The 17,587-nt window shown below is 36.6% G+C and carries 15 protein-coding genes; 6 read left to right on the top strand and 9 right to left on the bottom strand.

From position 1 onward, the window contains the following. Positions 1 to 15: 15 nt before the first annotated feature. Together H9655_RS15825 and H9655_RS15820 are read right to left on the bottom strand one after the other, a co-directional pair. Complete coding sequence (locus H9655_RS15825) at positions 16 to 660, bottom strand: PspA/IM30 family protein (RefSeq protein WP_191815777.1); 645 nt, start codon at positions 658 to 660, stop codon at positions 16 to 18. Between the two features lie 26 nt (positions 661 to 686). Next, the gene (locus tag H9655_RS15820; RefSeq protein ID WP_191815775.1) at positions 687 to 1,025 is read right to left on the bottom strand and encodes a lmo0954 family membrane protein; all 339 of its coding nucleotides are present in this window, start codon (positions 1,023 to 1,025) and stop codon (positions 687 to 689) included. A gap of 167 nt (positions 1,026 to 1,192) precedes the next feature. On the opposite strand from H9655_RS15820, the gene H9655_RS15815 reads away from it, so the two are divergent. After that, positions 1,193 to 2,107 carry a VanW family protein gene (locus H9655_RS15815; protein ID WP_191815773.1) on the top strand — a complete coding sequence of 305 codons (915 nt, stop codon included), beginning with the start codon at positions 1,193 to 1,195 and terminating at the stop codon, positions 2,105 to 2,107. A gap of 325 nt (positions 2,108 to 2,432) precedes the next feature. Here the strand turns inward: H9655_RS15815 and rraA are convergent, their stop codons facing one another. Continuing rightward, entirely contained in the window at positions 2,433 to 2,912 is a 480-nt protein-coding gene (gene rraA / locus H9655_RS15810; RefSeq protein WP_191815771.1) for a ribonuclease E activity regulator RraA, read from the bottom strand. 307 nt (positions 2,913 to 3,219) lie between these two features. Beyond that, positions 3,220 to 4,362 (bottom strand): trans-sulfuration enzyme family protein, encoded by a 1,143-nt coding sequence (locus H9655_RS15805; protein ID WP_191815769.1) that lies wholly within the window; start codon positions 4,360 to 4,362, stop codon positions 3,220 to 3,222. A 176-nt stretch (positions 4,363 to 4,538) separates the two neighbouring features. On the opposite strand from H9655_RS15805, the gene H9655_RS15800 reads away from it, so the two are divergent. Next, positions 4,539 to 6,062, top strand: coding sequence for an FAD-dependent oxidoreductase (locus H9655_RS15800; RefSeq protein WP_191815767.1), 1,524 nt, complete (start codon positions 4,539 to 4,541; stop codon positions 6,060 to 6,062). A gap of 542 nt (positions 6,063 to 6,604) precedes the next feature. Here the strand turns inward: H9655_RS15800 and H9655_RS15795 are convergent. Continuing rightward, complete coding sequence (locus H9655_RS15795) at positions 6,605 to 7,756, bottom strand: DEAD/DEAH box helicase (protein WP_191815765.1); 1,152 nt, start codon at positions 7,754 to 7,756, stop codon at positions 6,605 to 6,607. A 206-nt stretch (positions 7,757 to 7,962) separates the two neighbouring features. Here H9655_RS15795 and H9655_RS15790 point away from each other — a divergent pair, with 206 nt between their 5' ends. Next, the gene (locus tag H9655_RS15790) at positions 7,963 to 9,207 is read left to right on the top strand and encodes an MFS transporter (RefSeq protein ID WP_191815763.1); all 1,245 of its coding nucleotides are present in this window, start codon (positions 7,963 to 7,965) and stop codon (positions 9,205 to 9,207) included. A gap of 42 nt (positions 9,208 to 9,249) precedes the next feature. Here H9655_RS15790 and H9655_RS15785 read toward each other — a convergent pair whose 3' ends face one another. The 4 genes from H9655_RS15785 to H9655_RS15770 form a co-directional block, all read right to left on the bottom strand. Next, complete coding sequence (locus H9655_RS15785) at positions 9,250 to 10,512, bottom strand: S8 family peptidase (protein ID WP_191815761.1); 1,263 nt, start codon at positions 10,510 to 10,512, stop codon at positions 9,250 to 9,252. Between the two features lie 406 nt (positions 10,513 to 10,918). Further along, positions 10,919 to 11,911, bottom strand: a complete 993-nt coding sequence (locus tag H9655_RS15780; protein WP_191815759.1) for a zinc-binding dehydrogenase — start codon at positions 11,909 to 11,911, stop codon at positions 10,919 to 10,921. 226 nt (positions 11,912 to 12,137) lie between these two features. Next, positions 12,138 to 12,881 (bottom strand): type I methionyl aminopeptidase, encoded by a 744-nt coding sequence (gene map, locus H9655_RS15775; RefSeq protein WP_191815757.1) that lies wholly within the window; start codon positions 12,879 to 12,881, stop codon positions 12,138 to 12,140. 163 nt (positions 12,882 to 13,044) lie between these two features. After that, positions 13,045 to 13,245 carry a cold-shock protein gene (locus H9655_RS15770; protein ID WP_095370123.1) on the bottom strand — a complete coding sequence of 67 codons (201 nt, stop codon included), beginning with the start codon at positions 13,243 to 13,245 and terminating at the stop codon, positions 13,045 to 13,047. Positions 13,246 to 13,487: 242 nt separating this feature from the next. Between H9655_RS15770 and H9655_RS15765 the strand changes: the two genes are divergently transcribed. The 3 genes from H9655_RS15765 to H9655_RS15755 all read left to right on the top strand — a co-directional run bounded on the left by H9655_RS15765 (position 13,488) and on the right by H9655_RS15755 (position 17,577). After that, positions 13,488 to 15,236 (top strand): sensor histidine kinase, encoded by a 1,749-nt coding sequence (locus H9655_RS15765; protein ID WP_191815755.1) that lies wholly within the window; start codon positions 13,488 to 13,490, stop codon positions 15,234 to 15,236. Further along, entirely contained in the window at positions 15,220 to 15,951 is a 732-nt protein-coding gene (locus H9655_RS15760) for a LytR/AlgR family response regulator transcription factor (protein WP_191815753.1), read from the top strand. The genes H9655_RS15765 and H9655_RS15760 overlap by 17 nt, the downstream gene beginning before the upstream one ends. A 171-nt stretch (positions 15,952 to 16,122) precedes the next feature. Further along, entirely contained in the window at positions 16,123 to 17,577 is a 1,455-nt protein-coding gene (locus H9655_RS15755) for a carbon starvation CstA family protein (protein WP_191815750.1), read from the top strand. Positions 17,578 to 17,587 lie beyond the last annotated feature (10 nt).

Raw genomic sequence — 17,587 nt, 5'->3', positions numbered from 1 at the left:
TAGCATACCATGTTTTTATGACTGCAAGGAATCATCCTTTTTCATTTTCAATTCTAAATCAGCAATTTTTTTATCAATATGATTATGGAAGTATTGGTTTTGTACTTTTTGTTCTAACTCTGAAATATATTTCTCCATATCATTAAACTTATCATAAGCTGTTTGGTAAGATTGTTCCTCGCCCAATACTTTATTCATTTTTACTTGTGCACGGGTTACATTTTCTCTGCCCATTAATTGCATGCGGCGAATTTGCATATCCTTTAGTTTATGCTTCATTTCTTCATACTGTCTTTCTAACTTTCCAAGCTCCTCTGATGCTTCTGCCACCATCGTTTGTAATTTTTCTGCCCTTTCAGAAAAGTACTGTGATTCCGTCTTCGCAAATGTCGATAGCTCCTCTTCACCTGCACGTTCTGCAACTTCCGCTTGTCCTTTTCTTTTAGTTGCCATATCCATGGCATGGGCAAGTTCTTTACGGAATTCTTCTCTCAGTTTATATTGTCTTTCGATATACTTTTTCACTTTTTCTGTTTCTTGTTCACTTTGCCTCAAATACTGGTTTAATAGCGCAATAGGATTTTTACTTTCCTTTTTGTCGAGCACCTCATTGATATCTGTTACAATCGTGTTTTTGATTCTTGTTAATAGATTTACCATATTGTCTCCTCCTATTGTTTCCATGATTATTTATGAAGATCGGACCATTGCTTCTCAAAGTTCACAAATGGATCATCACTTTGTCTTGTTTTTGGCTGTTCTTTATTCCAATTTTTATAAATCAGGTAAATGACGTAAAGAGCTAGGACAGCTAAAATTGCCGGGATATTACTAATAGAGAACAATAGTAATACGACACCTACAGTACCCCACGCTACTTTTTCCCAACCATCTGATTTGATAAATTGTTTAAATACTAAATAAAGTAATGCAGCTGTAATCGCTAATCCGATAAGTGAACCTAAATTTGCCAGTACCACAATTGCTGCAATTCCACCTGCTATGATTAAAAGAAAATTTTTCATTTCTCTGCCTCCTTTCACTATTTATCTTACCTATTTTTAAAATTGTACATAACGTGCCACAGCTTGATTTTGCTCTAAGACTTAAGTCTGAACGAGAACTGAGCCCCCATTTAATTCTATACATGTAAAACGAATTTAAGTTCATACTACAATTGGGAGGTGTGACAATGTCTCAATACTGGTTGCTTTCATTTTTGTTAATGATTTCACCTATCAATGATGATTCGATATTCACGATTAAAAAAGAAGAGAAAGTGATCACACAAATACAGAGAGAAGACTTTGCTATTCCACAGTCCAATTTACCATTTATCGAAATGAAAAAATTCGAGTCATTTATGGAAGATCTCGATAAAAAAACATTTATTGCCCCTAAAGACGCTTATATAAAAGGAAATACGATTATCCCGGAAATTGAAGGAAAGCGTTTATACCGGAAAGAATTTAAAAATCAATTTTTTCGCTATTATTTCTCCAAAGGGGTCTCAACTATCCAGCTTCCCCTTATATCTGTACCAGCCAGAGTGGATAGGGATTTAATCAGTCAAATCAATGTAAAAACAATTGGACAGTACGTCACTTACTTTAATAGCAATAATAAAAATCGCTCGCATAATATTTCATTGGCTACTGAGGCTATTAATAACTATGTCATTTTTCCTGGAGAGACATTTTCTTTTAATGATGTTGTTGGGAAAAGAACGAAGGGTAAAGGCTACTTGCGTGCGCCGGTAATTGTTAGAGGGGAACTATCAGAAGATATTGGTGGTGGGATCTGTCAGGTGTCTTCCACACTATTTAATGCCGTCGATCGTGCCGGCGTAGAAATTGGTGAGAGATTCTCACATAGCAAAAGAGTCCCTTATGTACCAAAAGGAAGAGACGCAACGGTAAGTTGGTATGGTCCAGACTTTACCTTTACAAACCCATATGAATTTCCATTACTTATAAGCGCACACATTTATGGTGGTCAAATGATTGTTGTAATCAAATCTTCAGACGAAATTGAGACTTCACCACGCCATGTTCCCAACGCATCAAAGATATTACCAAAAGAAATAAGTGCAAATGGGGATACTTAAAAAGAAGAATCGTTATCCGACCTTATTTTTATCACCTGTTTTGAAATTAAAAGTGACGCCTAACTCTAAAATAAAGAATGTTCATGTCCCCTTCAAGTAAGAATGAAGAAATGAATTCTACTTTGAGGGGGTTTATTTTTTTCTATGGCAAAGTAATCCTGTAAAATGGGACGGTTGTTAATGTCAGCCGAAAGAAGAGCGAACGGCATGGTCATAGCTCTTCTAGACAAAAAGAACGAAAGAAACGCGCCCCGAAAATTCAATATCGACACGCGCTTACTGCTTAGCTTTTTATGGTAAACTATTCGAGGACAAGCCCCCATTTTTATAACAATGGCTTTTCTGAAACAATGACCCCATCTTCATCAGCGTATACATATTCGTCTGGCAACCAATCGAGCCCGCCAAATGTCACGATCGTATTCCTATCTCCTTTGCCCGCTTTTCTACTTTTTAAAGGACTGCTACCTATTGCTAATACACCAATATCCATTGCTGCTATATCGGCTGTATCTCGCACACAACCATAGATAATGACACCCGCTAGCCCGCGCGTTTCTGCAATTTTTGCTAACCGATCGCCCATAAGTGCACATCTCCTCGACCCGCCACCATCAACAACAAGCACATGACCTTCTGGGATACTTTCTAGTGCTTCAAGTACAAGTACATTATCTTCAAAAACCTTAACTGTTGAAACTTTACCATGAAATTTCTTTTTCTTACCATATGAATAGAAGACTTCTTGATTTACCTTTACCAATTCATGATGACCATCACATAAATCTGCTGTTTTAAAAGACATGATATCCCTCCTCACTCTACTCATTAACTTCGTCATCCGATGAAAAGTTTCCTTTTTCTAATGGAAAGTAAAAGTGATGACTTGCATATAAGTGTAATGAAAGGGGTCGATCATTATCGCTTATTTATGGATAGTAACATGCGCTTATTTACTCATCGTTGGTTTGGGTGCAGGTGTTTTTGTTTACACGTTAAGGTACGCGCTCCATTCAAAAGATTCTACCCAGATAGATGAAAAAAAAGAAGACATAGATAACCTTTTAAATTAAATGTTTTAGGCTGTGACCACTCGGTCACAGCCTCTCTTTTTACTTATTCATTGCTTGTTTAATAGCCAGAGAAATCTGTGCAATAATATCTTCGTAATGTTCAATACCAATAGAGATTCTAATCAAATGCTCATTAATGCCTAACGCCTTACATGTTTCTTCCGGTACCGCTCGATGAGAAGTTGTCATTGGATGTGAAACAGAGGATTCAACACCAGCTAAAGTAGGAACAATTTTTATCCACCCTAGTGAACGGAAAAATGTTGATACATCAGCTAGTTGTTTTAGTTCAATCGTAACCATTGCCCCATATCCATGTGCGCCATTTTGTTCGAAAGGATAATAAACTTTTTCTATCCCCTTATGTTTAAGTAGAGCTTCTGCTACTTTTTTCGCATTATAAGATTGTTCCCTCATTCTTAATGCTAATGTCTTTGCTCCCCTTGCTGTTAACCACGCCTCAAAAGGACTTAAGTTCACGCCAAGATTAACTACTTTTGCGGAGGCAATTTCGATTAACTCTTTACTTCCAACGATTACACCAGCAGTGACATCACTATGCCCACCAATATATTTCGTCGCACTATGAACAACCATATCTACTCCTAGTTCAATCGGCTGACAATGAAACGGAGAAGCAAAGGTATTATCAATCAATGTCTTCAAATTGTATTTTTTCGCCAATGATACAACAGCTTTAAGGTCTTCTACTCTTAATAATGGATTAGTAATTGATTCTGTATATAAAAGCTTCGTATTCTCTTTAATTGCCGCCTCGACTTGCGTCATATCGCTAAAAGGAACAATCGTTACGTCAATACCGAATTGTGTGAGCTCTTCTACAATAAGGTGAAAACTTCCGCCGTATACATCATCAGTAGCAATAATATGATCGCCATTTTTAGCTACTGCTAATATTCCTACCATAATGGCACCTAAACCTGATGCAGCTGCAACTCCTGCTTCCGCGCCTTCTAATCTTGCAACCACTTCTCCTAGTTCATCGGTGTTTGGATTGCCTGATCTCGTATACAAGTAGTTGCCGTTTCCACTATAAAAACCCTCTAGTTCTTCTAAGCTTTTAAAAGTAAATGCAGAAGTTTGGTAAATCGGTGTTGTTTTACTTTGAATGGTACGCTTTTCTTTTTTGTCTCCATGCAATAATGCCGTCTCAAATTTCATTTGACTGTTTCTCCTTTTAATACACTAAAAGTATAAATCGCCTTGTTTATTTTTCATAAATTTCTTAATTCTATCATTATAGCTCACAGTACTTTTTTACGTCAATTGAGGAAAGAAGTATAAGAAGCACCTATAAGGCTATATTAAACGGAGATATATATTTTAGAGGTGATTGTATGAATAATGAAAAAAATGACATGCCGAAATACCCTCAATCGTATTGGTTGAAAGAAAAACAACATCAATATCAATCATTAGAAGGTAACACAAAAACAGATGTAGTTATCATTGGCGCTGGTATAACAGGGATCACTTCTGCCTACTTATTGGCTAAAGAAGGTTTGAAAGTGATTTTATTAGACGCCGGGGAAGTTTTAGCAGGAACGACTGGGCATACAACTGCAAAAGTGACGGCACAGCATGGCTTAATATATGACGAGTTGATTGAACATTTCGGCATAGAGCAAGCAAGACTATATTATGAAGCCCAAGCTGATGCAGCCAAAATGATTGAAAAAGAAGCAGCAAATATAAATTGCGATTTTAGTAATGAAAGCTCTTTTATCTATGCAACCAATGATCAATACAGTGAAAAATTAACTTTTGAATATGACGCCTATAAAAGGTTGGGGATTACTGGGCAATTAAGAGATAGTATCCCATTCTCCATTCCAACTACCGGCGTGCTTGAAATGAATAATCAAGCACAATTTCATCCAGTTAAATATTTAGAAGGCATACTTAAACGTTTCATCGATCTAGGGGGCACGGTATTTGAACATACAACGGTCGTTGATATCGAGGAAGGGAAACAACCTGTTGTCATAACGAACGAAGGGCATCGTATTTTATGTAAATACGTTGTGATGGCATCACATAGCCCATTTTTAAAATGGAAAGGGTTATACTTTTCCAGGCTCTTACCTGAACGGTCATATGTAATTGCTATCGAAGGTGATGACGATTTTAAAGGAAACATGTACTATTGTGCCAATAACCCTGTTCGATCAATCCGTGCTACAACTTCAGAGGAGACAGGTAAGAAACTTATTCTTATTGGCGGAGAGGGTCATAAAACAGGAAAAGGCATTAACACTTATCAGCATTACGAGGCATTGCAAGCTTTCTCTAATGAGGTCTTCGGGAAGAAACCAATCACCTTTCGCTGGTCTGCACAAGATTTAACTACATTAGATAAAATACCTTATATTGGTCCTATCACGTCTGATGAAAATAATATCTTCGTGGCTACCGGTTATCGCAAATGGGGTATGACAAATGGTACAGCTGCTGGAATTTTATTAAAAGATTTGATCACTGAACAGCATACACCTTATCAGGAACTTTTCACCCCATCAAGATTCCATGCAAACCCTAGTATTAAGAATTTTATTACTTATAATGCTGATGTTGCAGGACAATTAATTAAAGGGAAACTTGAGCCAGAATTTAAGCACCCTGAAGATCTAGCAAATAATGAAGGTGGCCTGGTGAAAGTGGATGGAAAACGCCGAGGCTGTTACCGCGATGACGATGGTCAGCTTCATATTGTTGACACGACTTGTACTCATCTAGGGTGTGAAACAGAGTGGAATGCCGGTGATCGTACTTGGGATTGTCCCTGTCATGGATCACGTTTTTCATATGATGGCGAGGTCGTTGAAGGTCCAGCAACTGAACCTTTGACAAAGCTGGATTAACGCATATGATCTTTGGATTGTGCGACTATCAGATTGAAAAAATAAAATGAACGCCAAGCGATTTCCAAGATTGATATTGCAACATATAAGTTTGATAAAATATTGAAGATGTGTGGGCAAATAGGAAATGTAATGTTATGTACAACATTCAAGCGGAATAGGTAGAGAAGCGCGTAAGTCGTGTTTTTGTCCATTCTTAAATAATCAAAAACGGGCATTGATTTCTTGAGTTCCTTTCCATCTTAAAAGTGGCGTTTTCTAAAGCTCACTGGAACCTTCTCCTATAGAAAAAAAATGAACTGCACCCCAATTGGGTTGCAGTTTTTCTATGGCCAAGGAAGCTGTCAATAGAGCTGGAAATGATCCACACTTTCAGAATATGGAATACTACAACTAGAAAGCAGGAAGGCGAAATATAAAATGAGTCCGGTACAATACCGAACTCATTTTACCCGAGTGGCCTAATGAAATAACCATGTTACTTCACAAACTTGCGGGATTTCTTATCATTTCTTATTGTAGCCTTTGACACTATGACAACCTTAGCGTCTTTTTTCGTTTGACTGGCGTTCTGGATTGACGATTTTTCCACCATGCATTATTTTCTCTTCTAATTGAAGATTTAAATCTTTAGCAAAACGTTTTAAATCTCTTTCTTCATTTATCGTAACAAGTGATACCACTGTTCCATCTGCACCAAAACGACCTGTTCTCCCTGAGCGATGGATATACTGCGTTTTCTCACGCGGTAAGTCAAAGTGGATGACATGAGTAATTCCCTTAATATCTAACCCTCTCGCTGCTACATCTGTTGATAAAAGTAAGCGCGCATCCTTTTTCCTAAAGCCATTTAAATTTTTAGATCTTTCAAATTTATTTAAATCACTGTGGAGTACATTTACGTTAATATGGTTATACTCTAGCTTTTCTTTCATAATCATGATATTGGGGATATCCTTAACAAATACAAGCGCCTTCAAATCATCTATTCGAGAAAGCTTTTCCAATAATTTAACTTTTTCCCGTTGTTCCACCTTAAAATAAAGATGCTTCACATCACCCGCAGTGATCGTCTCATCTTTTTCAATAGTGATAACCTCTGGTGATTTCATCCAACTTTTAGCTTCCACTTCTATTGTTTTAGGTAAAGTAGCAGAAAACAGCACCACTTGCCTTTCCTTTAAAGTAGCTTTTATTATATTTTTTACATGCTCAAGATGTTCGGGAATGAGAAGTTGATCTCCTTCATCAAGGACAACTGTTTTTACCGCATGCATTTTCAATTTCTTTTGCTTAATTAATTCAAGAATTCTGCCTGGGGTTCCTAAAACGATATGTGGGCGTTGTTTTAATTTTTCTAGCTGACGCTTTACATTCGCACCACCGATAAATGAAGCACTTCGGATATTACTTTCTTTTCCCCACTTTTGTGCCTCACTTAAGATTTGCATAATTAACTCTTGTGATGAGGCGAGAATAACTACCTGTACCTCTTTGCTGTCTGGTTGAATTTTTTCTAAAACAGGTAATAAATACGCTAACGTTTTTCCTGTACCTGTTGGGGATTGAGCAATAAGATCTTTTCCCTCTAATACTTTAGGAATCGCCTCTTGCTGTATATTTGTTGGTTGTTTAAATTGCGATTGTTCCCATACTTTTTTAATAAACGGCTTTAGTTCGCCAATAACTTCCATAGATGATATAACTCCTTTATTTAACAATAAACAGTTTAAACGACTTCACGCAGATGAAATACGTTTATAATACATAATATAAAGGTATCCTGTCCAAATAACAATGGCTCATGTAAAAACATCCTCGGTAAGTCGAGTTAAAAACCTTTTCCTTTTTATTTTGGTTAAGTTCGTTTATGATAAATTTAGTGTTACGAAATGTTTAAATGAGAAAGAAGTGTTCGTTCATGATCCATCCACAAGTAAAGACAAATATTAAAATTATGTGGTTTGCCAACTTCTTTGTTTCAGCTAGTATGACGATGGTCTTGCCATTTATATCATTATATATTGAATCATTTGGTCAGTTTTCTGACGCCTATATTCAAAGATGGTCGGGGTGGATTTTTGCCATTACATTCGTTACTGCCTTTATTGTAGCTCCAATTTGGGGGAGAATTGGTGATTTGTATGGAAAGAAAAAGGTGTTAATCATTTCGGCTTCAGGAATGGCCCTTTGTATTTTCCTATTAGGTTTTGCGACAAGCGTATGGCATTTGTTTTATTTAAGACTATTTATGGGTATCTTCACAGGTTTTATTCCCCTTTCACAAGCTTTTATTTCTACACAAACACCAAAAAGAATGGCAGGACAAGTGCTTGGCACCTTACAAACAGGTAGTATCACAGGCTCACTTATGGGACCTTTAATCGGTGGGGCTCTAGCTGACATAGTCGGTTTTTCTTCTACTTTCAATTGGACATCATTAGCCATTTTTATCTCTGCGATTCTCGTTATCTTCACGAAAGAATTTCAAATTAATGAAGTGAAGAAGTCAGAGAAGCAGAATTATACGAGTAAAGAAGTATTAAAACATATACTTACAAACCCTGTTCTTGTAACTGTTTTAATCTTATCGATGTTGATTCAAGTGGCTCATTTTAGTATTCAACCGATTCTGTCCCTTTATGTCAGCGAAATACATGGCCCAGAAAATTTAGCTCTTTATGCAGGTATCGCTTTTTCCGCAGCTGGTGTAGGCAACTTGATGATGTCAAAAACATGGGGAAAGCTAGGAGACAACTATGGTTATATAAAAATATTAATGGCCTTATTGTTTTTAGCTGGTATCGTCTATCTTCCAGGCGGATTTGTCACTGAGATGTGGCAGCTTATTATTATTCGGTTTGCTCTAGGAGTAACCATTGGAGGAATTATCCCTGTGCGCATTGCCTATATTAGACAGGCTGCACCTATAGCCATGCAAGGAGAAGTGTTAGGATATAATACCAGTTTAAGATTTTTAGGAAATGTGATCGGACCTGTTATGGGAGGAATGGTTGCTGGGGCCTTTGGATTTACTGCCGTTTTTATAACTACAAGTCTATTACTAATTGCAAGCGGGTTTATCCTTCTCTTTTCAGTTATGAAAAACCCTAGATATTTAAAGAATTCTAGCACGTCATCATAAACAAAAGAGGTTGCTACCTGAATATAGCAACCTCTTTTTTAATTATCTTACTCTAGGGTAACCAAATCCTGATGCATAGTCGTCACCTGTTGAGGCACCAATTCCACCTTTAATATCATAAACTTTGGCACGATTTTGTAATTCTGTTCTTAAAGTAGATTTACTCCATGAAGGATTCGCAGCCCAAATTTTTGCTGCTAAACCAGCTACATGTGGTGTAGCCATAGATGTACCACTAATTGTGTTATAACCGCCATTATACCAAGTAGATTCTACTGCTGCACCTGGAGCAGATACTTCAATATCACGCTCTTGAATGACATAATCACCATCAGTAGCTGGGTTACCTCTTGATGAGAAATTCGCTACGCGATAAGTCCCATTTTGTTGTACATTCTCTAAAGCTGCAACTGCAACTGCATTAACCAATGCTCCTGGGTAACCAATTGTATTACTACCTGAACCACTATTTCCTGCCGCCGCAACAACTAATACACCTTTATTGTATGCATAGTCTACTGCACTCGAGATAAGTGAATCTTTACCAGAAGAACCAAGAGACATATTAATAACTACTTTGGAACCTGTGCTAGTTGCTTGATCTGCTACATGTCTAATTGCTGCAGCAATATCATCTGAATAACCAGAACCGTTGTCACCTAACACCTTGTATGCCCAAAGTTTCGCATCAGGAGCTACACCGTAAACACCTTGCCCATCACTACCACCATGTGCTAAAACAGTTCCTGCCACATGTGTACCATGACCTTGGCGATCCGTACAAGAGCCATTTACAAGTGGACTGGATTGTGTAAAGTCTTTACACTGTTCTGCTGATCCTGCTAAGTCAATATGATTGGTATAAACTCCTGTATCAAGCACAGCAACTTTAATGCCATTACCGCCTGATGTTTCAGTTAAAGATTGATTATTATAGATTGATTTAATTCCCCATGGTGTTTGTGAACTTGGCACAGCTGTTACTTCTGCTTTCGACACTTCTCCTGTTACCGTTGCTATGCTCATTTCATTTACCTTTTGTACTTCGACATTTTTTGTCGCTTGTAATGTCTGTAACTCCTTAGCATTCACATCTGCAGTGAAACCTTCTTTACCAAAGTCCCATCGTTTTTCATACTTTGTTTCTAATGCATTAACAGAATTGCTAGGGGCTTGTATCAATACGCGATATGTTTCACTTCCCTTTGCCTCATCTGAAACTTGTGCAGAAATACCTGATGCAAAGACGGACATCCCTAATGTAAGACTAAGTAGTGCAGCTGCTACTGTTTTCTTCTTCGTCATTTACTAGTTCCTCCCCAAATTTTAATGTCTTACTTAAGGGATATTATATTTCAAATATTCAGACGGCAACAATGTGTAAAATTCAGCATTTATTTATTTGTAAAAAACAGTAAATTTGACATATTTCTTTCCAAGTAGCAGGCCTTCAGACATTTTTTTCAAAAATAAATCAGGTATTTTTTTCCATTAAATCAATATTCATGATAATAACCCTTTTTATTACTCGGAATTAAAAGTAAATTTAGGTCTCTAGAAAGGTATAAAAGTGTAATATCACACCCTTCCTCCCGTGAATTTGAAGGAAAAAGTGTTTTTGAGTGCCATTTATTTCTTTCCGCCGCGATTTCTTATGATGATAAAAGAAAGAGTGAACAAAGTTTTTAATTTCTTCGTTCACTCTCATTACTCATTTCCCTATTTGAAAGACGATTTTTCCTAGCTGTTTTGCTTGTTCTAATCTTGCAAATGCTTTTTGATAATCTGCTAACTGATAAACTTGATCCATTACCGGCTTGATTTGATGATCGTTTATAAATGTAAGCATTTGTTTGTATTCTTCTGCACTTCCCATTGTGCTACCAAGAATATTTTGTTGTGCGTAAAAGAATTGACGAAGATTTACAGTCACTTCATCTCCTGTGGATGAACCGAAAATCACGAGTGTGCCTCCTTTACGAAGAACGGCTAGGGATTGGTTGAATGTTGCAGCTCCGACTGATTCGATTACTAGGTCCATTTTGCCACCAATTTGTGCTTGCCAATCTGCCCCACTATCAAGAGCTTCTTTCGCACCTAATGATAAAGCTTTTTCTCTCTTTTCTTCCGAGCGAGAACTCACGTATGCTTCCGCACCAGCGGCTACGGCAAATTGTAAAAGAGAAGTAGCCACTCCCCCGCCAATACCAGGAATAAATACTTTCATTCCTGGCTTTACTTGCCCTCTTGTAAATAAGGCACGATAAGCAGTTAAACCTGCTAACGAAAACACCCCTGCCTCTTCCCATGACATATGTGGAGGTTTAGGGAAGGCATTAATGGCAGGAATAACAATATGATCGGCAAAAGTACCGTGATACGGAAAGCCAACAATCTCAAATCCCTCTGGGGGGGCGTCACTGTTTTTTTCCCAGCCTAATCCTGGATTAATAACGACCTCATCTCCGACTTTAATATTTGTCACCTCTGCACCAATTTCCACCACAATACCTGCACCATCAGAACCTAATACAAGTGCTGGGTCAGTTGATTGATGTCGATGGAGAATAAATAAATCTCTATGGTTTAATCCTGCCGCCTTTAATTGAACTTTTACTTCTTTATCACCAACAGGAAAATCATTTACTTCCTGATAATCCGTTCCATTTATTCCTGCTTCACCTTTATGTATCACTGCCTTCATACGTTCCCACACTCCCTTTTTTATATCTATCATAAGGGTAATCTATTGTTGTGAAAAGTAATAAACCTTAAGAGAATTGTATTTCACATTCAGGCATCTTCATCACACGGGAGATTAACATCCTTTCCTGTTTGTCTGTTCAGCATAACCACATGAATGAAAGATACTTTCCTACATAAAAAAAAAGAACGACACGATTAGATATCGCTACCGCTCTTCATTTCATTTACTTCGTAATAATCATTGGGCCTTCTTTAGACACAATAACTGTATGTTCACATTGAGCAACAAAACTTTTATTAGGTGTAATGAAAGTCCAGCCATCACTTTGTTCACGAACTTCTTCATCTCCAGTGGAGATAAAGGGTTCGAAAGCAATAACCATCCCTTCTCGCAATAATTGATTATCCCAGTTATCATAATAATTAAGAATATGATCTGGCTTTTCATGTAAAGAACGACCAATTCCATGGCCAGTTAAATTCATAATCACATTAAAACCATTATTTTTTGCTGTTTGATAGACAGATTTCCCGATTCGATTCAGTTTCGCACCTGGTTTTATTTTTTTTAGTCCCTCATCGAAAGCTTTTTGTGCAGTTTCACATAAAGTCTGTAGTTTCTCATTCCCATTACCTACAACGATTGATAAACCTGTATCAGCGAAATAACCATTCTTTGATCCAGATACATCAATATTAACTAAATCTCCATCTTGAATCACTCTATTTCCAGGGATACCGTGTGCTACTTCCTCATTTACACTAATACAAGTATATCCTGGGAAGTCATACTCACCCTTTGGACCAGATAATGCTCCATGCTCTTCAAACATTTTCCCAGCTATATCATCCAATTCTTTTGTTGTGACGCCAGGCTTTGTTTGAGCAATCATTTCATCCCTAATTAAAGCAACAATTTTCCCGATTTCCTTTAAACCCGCTAAATCTTCTTCAGTTTTTACAATCATAACGATTCCTACCTTTATTTAGTCTCTATTTATATTATAGTCTATTTATCATAAAGAAAAAAAGGATTCCAGTAAGTTTGTAATTATACTACTTTTTAGAAAACAGTACCTTGTTTCGGCAAAAAAAATACAAGCCCTTCATCAGGCTTGTATTTCAACTATATTATAGTTTAACTACATTAGAAGCTTGTGGTCCACGTTGACCTTCTTCTACTTCAAATGTTACGCTTTGTCCTTCATCAAGCGTCTTGAAACCTTCAGTTTGGATAGCTGAATAATGTACGAATACATCTTGTCCTTCTTGTGTTTCAATGAAACCAAAACCTTTTTCTGCATTAAACCATTTCACTTTTCCTTCTGCCATGAATAAATCCTCCTTATGTATAACACATAAATTATGACTATTCTTGTGGAACATACATGAAGCAAACGTATATACACTCGCATCTTTCTTACATTCCGAACAAAAATAATTTCTTTCATAATAGCAGAAAGTGGAAAAGATTGCAAAGGTAAAAGCGGGAATTTTTTGAAAATTTTTATGATACTTAGATATTTTAGCCTTTTAATGTATGATAGAAATATATATAATGAAGGAGCTTTTTTATGTTTGAATTGTTCATTACTATGTTAGAGAGGCTTGGTATTATTGTTACCATAGCCTTTATTCTAACACGGTTCCAATTTTTTCGAGATATGATTTATAAGGAAAATGTAAAAAAAGATCTTCAATTAAAAGCAATTTTATTTTTTGGTTTTTTCGGAATAATCGGGACATATACAGGTTTATCTTTAAATGCTGAAACATTAAATATAAACAGATGGGCATCTAATTTAACCAGTGAAGAAGCCATTGCTAACTCACGCGTAATAGGTGTCGTTTTAGCTGGACTGTTCGGGGGCTATAAAGTAGGTTTAGGAGCTGGACTAATTGCAGGAATCCATCGTTTTACACTAGGTGGCTTTACTGCCTTCTCATGTGGGTTAGCAACCATCATGTCCGGACTAATTGCAGGCTACTTTCATAAGAAGAAAGACCATGTAAAGCTATCTTCTGCCTTTTTTATAGGAGCTACTGCAGAAGCCGTTCAAATGCTTCTTATTCTCCTTCTGTCGAGACCGTTCGAAAAAGCTGTCTCTTTAGTTGAAGTAATCGGTGTGCCAATGATTATTGCAAACGGTGTAGGATCAGCTTTGTTCCTCCTTATCATTAAAAATGTAGTGAATGAAGAAGAAAAGGCAGGAGCACTACAAGCACAAAAGTCATTACGAATCGCTGATCAAACTTTATCACATCTTAGAAAGGGAATGACACAAGTCTCCACTAAGGCAGTCTGTACCATATTATTAAGGGAAATCCATGCTAATGCAGTGGCCATTACAAATAAACATGTGATTCTTGCCCATGTTGGTTCAGGTGATGATCATCACCGAGTAGACCACCCCATCCAAACAGAAATTACTAAAGAAGTAATTAATAATGGTAAATTAATTGTTGTAGGTAATGAAGAAATACAATGTCAAAATGACCATTGTCCACTTGGTGCCGCTGTTATTGCTCCACTTAAGCAACGTGGACAAATCATCGGTACTTTAAAAGTATATTTTACCTCGGAGAAGGAAGTGACTAATTTAGAAATTGAGTTGATCTCAGGGTTAAGTGTGTTACTAAGTAATCAGCTAGAAATAGCCGAAGCAGATAAAGCTTTTCAATTGGCTAAAGAAGCAGAAATTAAGGCTTTGCAAGCACAAATTAGTCCCCATTTTCTTTTTAACACATTAAATACCATTGTCTCTCTTGTAAGAATTGATGCCGATAAAGCAAGAAAACTGCTTATTACTTTGTCCCAATTTCTAAGGCAAAACTTAAATGCAACGACAGCAAACCGTATCACATTGGAACAAGATATTCTTCATATGAAAGCCTATTTAATGATAGAACAAACGAGATTTGAAAACAGAATACAAGTCGAATATTATATTGAGAATGAAGTTCTTGATAGTAAGATTCCACCGCTCACCTTGCAGCCAATTGTAGAAAATGCCATTATACATGCATTTAAGCAAATGAACAAAAATTGTATGATTAAAGTACAAATTAAACAAATGAACAATCGAGTTGCTATTTCGATTAAAGACAATGGTATGGGCATTAAGCATGATAGATTAAAGCATATTGGGGAAGAACCAATCACATCAAAAACAGGTACTGGTCTCGGATTATACAATGTAAATAGAAGATTAATTATGACATTTGGCAAGAATGCCAGATTACACATCAAAAGTGAAGAAAACAATGGAACGGAAATAACCTTTAATATACCTGTGGAGGAAGAAAATGAAGACAAAGATTAAAGTGCTCGTTGTAGATGACGAGCCATACAGCCGGGAAGAATTAAAGCATTTGTTATCAATATTTGATTCTATTCAAATTGTTGGCGAAGCTGATTCAGGAGAAGGTGCCATCATACAATCGATTCAATTACAGCCAGATATCGTTTTTCTTGATATCGAAATGCCCAAAATGGATGGCATGCAAACAGCTAAAAGTTTAATGGAATTCAAAAATCCACCTAAAATCATATTCGCAACAGCTTACCCTCAGTTCGCTGTAGAAGCTTTTCGCTATGAAGCGATCGATTACTTACTAAAACCATATGATGAAGAACAACTTTCTGAGACGGTCAGCCGGATAATCAAATATTTAAAGCCAATAGATCTGCCCAAACAAGGTAAATTAGCTGGTAAGCTGGCAATCGAAGAGAATGGAGAAATAATTTACATTGAACCTAAAGATATTATGTATGTTTATAAGGAAGATAAATTTTCACGAATTATCACTATAGATAATGCTTATGAGACAAAAGCATCATTAAAAGAGTTAGAAAATCGACTATCTACGTATTCTTTCTGTAGAATACATAAAAGCTATTTTGTTAATTTAAGATATATTAATAAACTTTCTCCTTGGTTCAATGGTGCATTTCAGTTAGAGCTAAAAGGATCGAATGAAAAACTTTCTGTCAGCAGAAATTACGTAAAGGATTTAAGAACAAAACTAGAAATATAGGTCATGACACTCAATTAATTATCAGACTATTTACACTAAAAAATGCATCTTAATTTAATATAAGGACCTCTTACTCACGGATTTATACATGTTATGCTCAAAATACTCAACCTTGAATCATAGTCATTTATAATAAATGAAAACGTATACATTAACAAAGGAGGCAATGCTATGATTACATTTATTTCTTGTATTATCTTATTAATTGTTGGTTATTTCACATATGGTAAGTATGTTGAGAAAGTTTTTGGGGTGAAAGGAAATAGAGCGACACCTGCATTCACACATAAAGATAATGTTGACTACCTACCTATGAGCACAAAAAAAAACTCACTGATTCAATTACTTAATATTGCTGGTACAGGTCCAATTTTCGGTCCGATTTTAGGTGCGTTATATGGCCCAGTCGCGTTTGTTTGGATTGTTATTGGTTGTATCTTTGCAGGTGCTGTGCATGATTACTTAACAGGTATGATTTCTATAAGAAACAGGGGGGCTCACTTACCTGAGTTAGCGAGTAAATTTTTAGGGAAAGTTATGAAGCATGTCGTAAATGCTTTTGCCATTCTATTACTATTATTAGTAGGTACAGTCTTTGTTTCTACTCCTGCTAGTTTATTACATCTATTAATGGACGGAAAAGTCGCACTAGGTCTTATTGTCGGATTTATTTTTCTTTACTATATTTTAGCAACACTCCTACCTGTTGATAAAATCATTGGTCGTCTTTATCCTTATTTTGGTGCGTTATTAGTAATTAGTGCATTAGGTGTTGGTATCGGTCTTTTAGTCACAGGTGCACCTATTCCTGAACTTTCTTTTCAGAATTTTCACCCTGACAATGCTCCTTTGCTACCTTTATTATTCTTTACAATTTCATGTGGGGCGCTATCTGGATTTCATGCTACCCAAACACCAATTATCTCTAGAACGACTCAAAATGAGACGCAAGGCAGAAAGATTTTCTATGGAATGATGATTGCAGAAGGTATTATTGCCATGATTTGGGCCGCAGCTGCTATGAGCTTATTTAATGGTTATGGTGGTTTAAATGAAATGCTTGCTGCCGGTGGTCCTGGCGCAGTAGTAAGTGAAGTATCTACAACCCTACTTGGCGCTATTGGTGGTACATTAGCTGTTTTAGGAGTAGTTGTACTTCCTATTACTTCCGGGGATACAGCATTTAGAAGTGCGAGAATGATTATTGCCGATTATATTAAATTCCCTCAAATTAAATTTTCTAGTCGTTTATGGATTGCTGCTCCATTATTTGCGATTTCCATGGTACTTACACAAATAGATTTCAATGTGTTATGGAGGTATTTCAACTGGGCGAACCAATCAACCGCTGTAATCGCATTGTTTGTTGGCGCCATGTATTTGTATATTGCTAAGAAAAATTACTTTATCGCATTAATACCAGGTAGCTTCATGTTAGTAATGGTTATTACTTATATCTTAAATGCTCAAATCGGATTTGGCCTCTCTATGACTACTTCTTGGATAGGCGGAGCTATTGGAGCGATCGTTCTTATAACAATATTCTTTATTGCAGCACGTAAAGCAAGAGCGAACAAAATACCATTGGAAGAAGATATATCTAATTGGAATAATAGTGTAGCTTAATGTTTCATAT

This window comes from Cytobacillus stercorigallinarum (genome assembly GCF_014836495.1).
In the GTDB taxonomy this organism is placed as follows: domain Bacteria; phylum Bacillota; class Bacilli; order Bacillales; family Cytobacillaceae; genus Cytobacillus; species Cytobacillus stercorigallinarum.
This window is presented reverse-complemented; position numbering and strand designations above follow the sequence as displayed.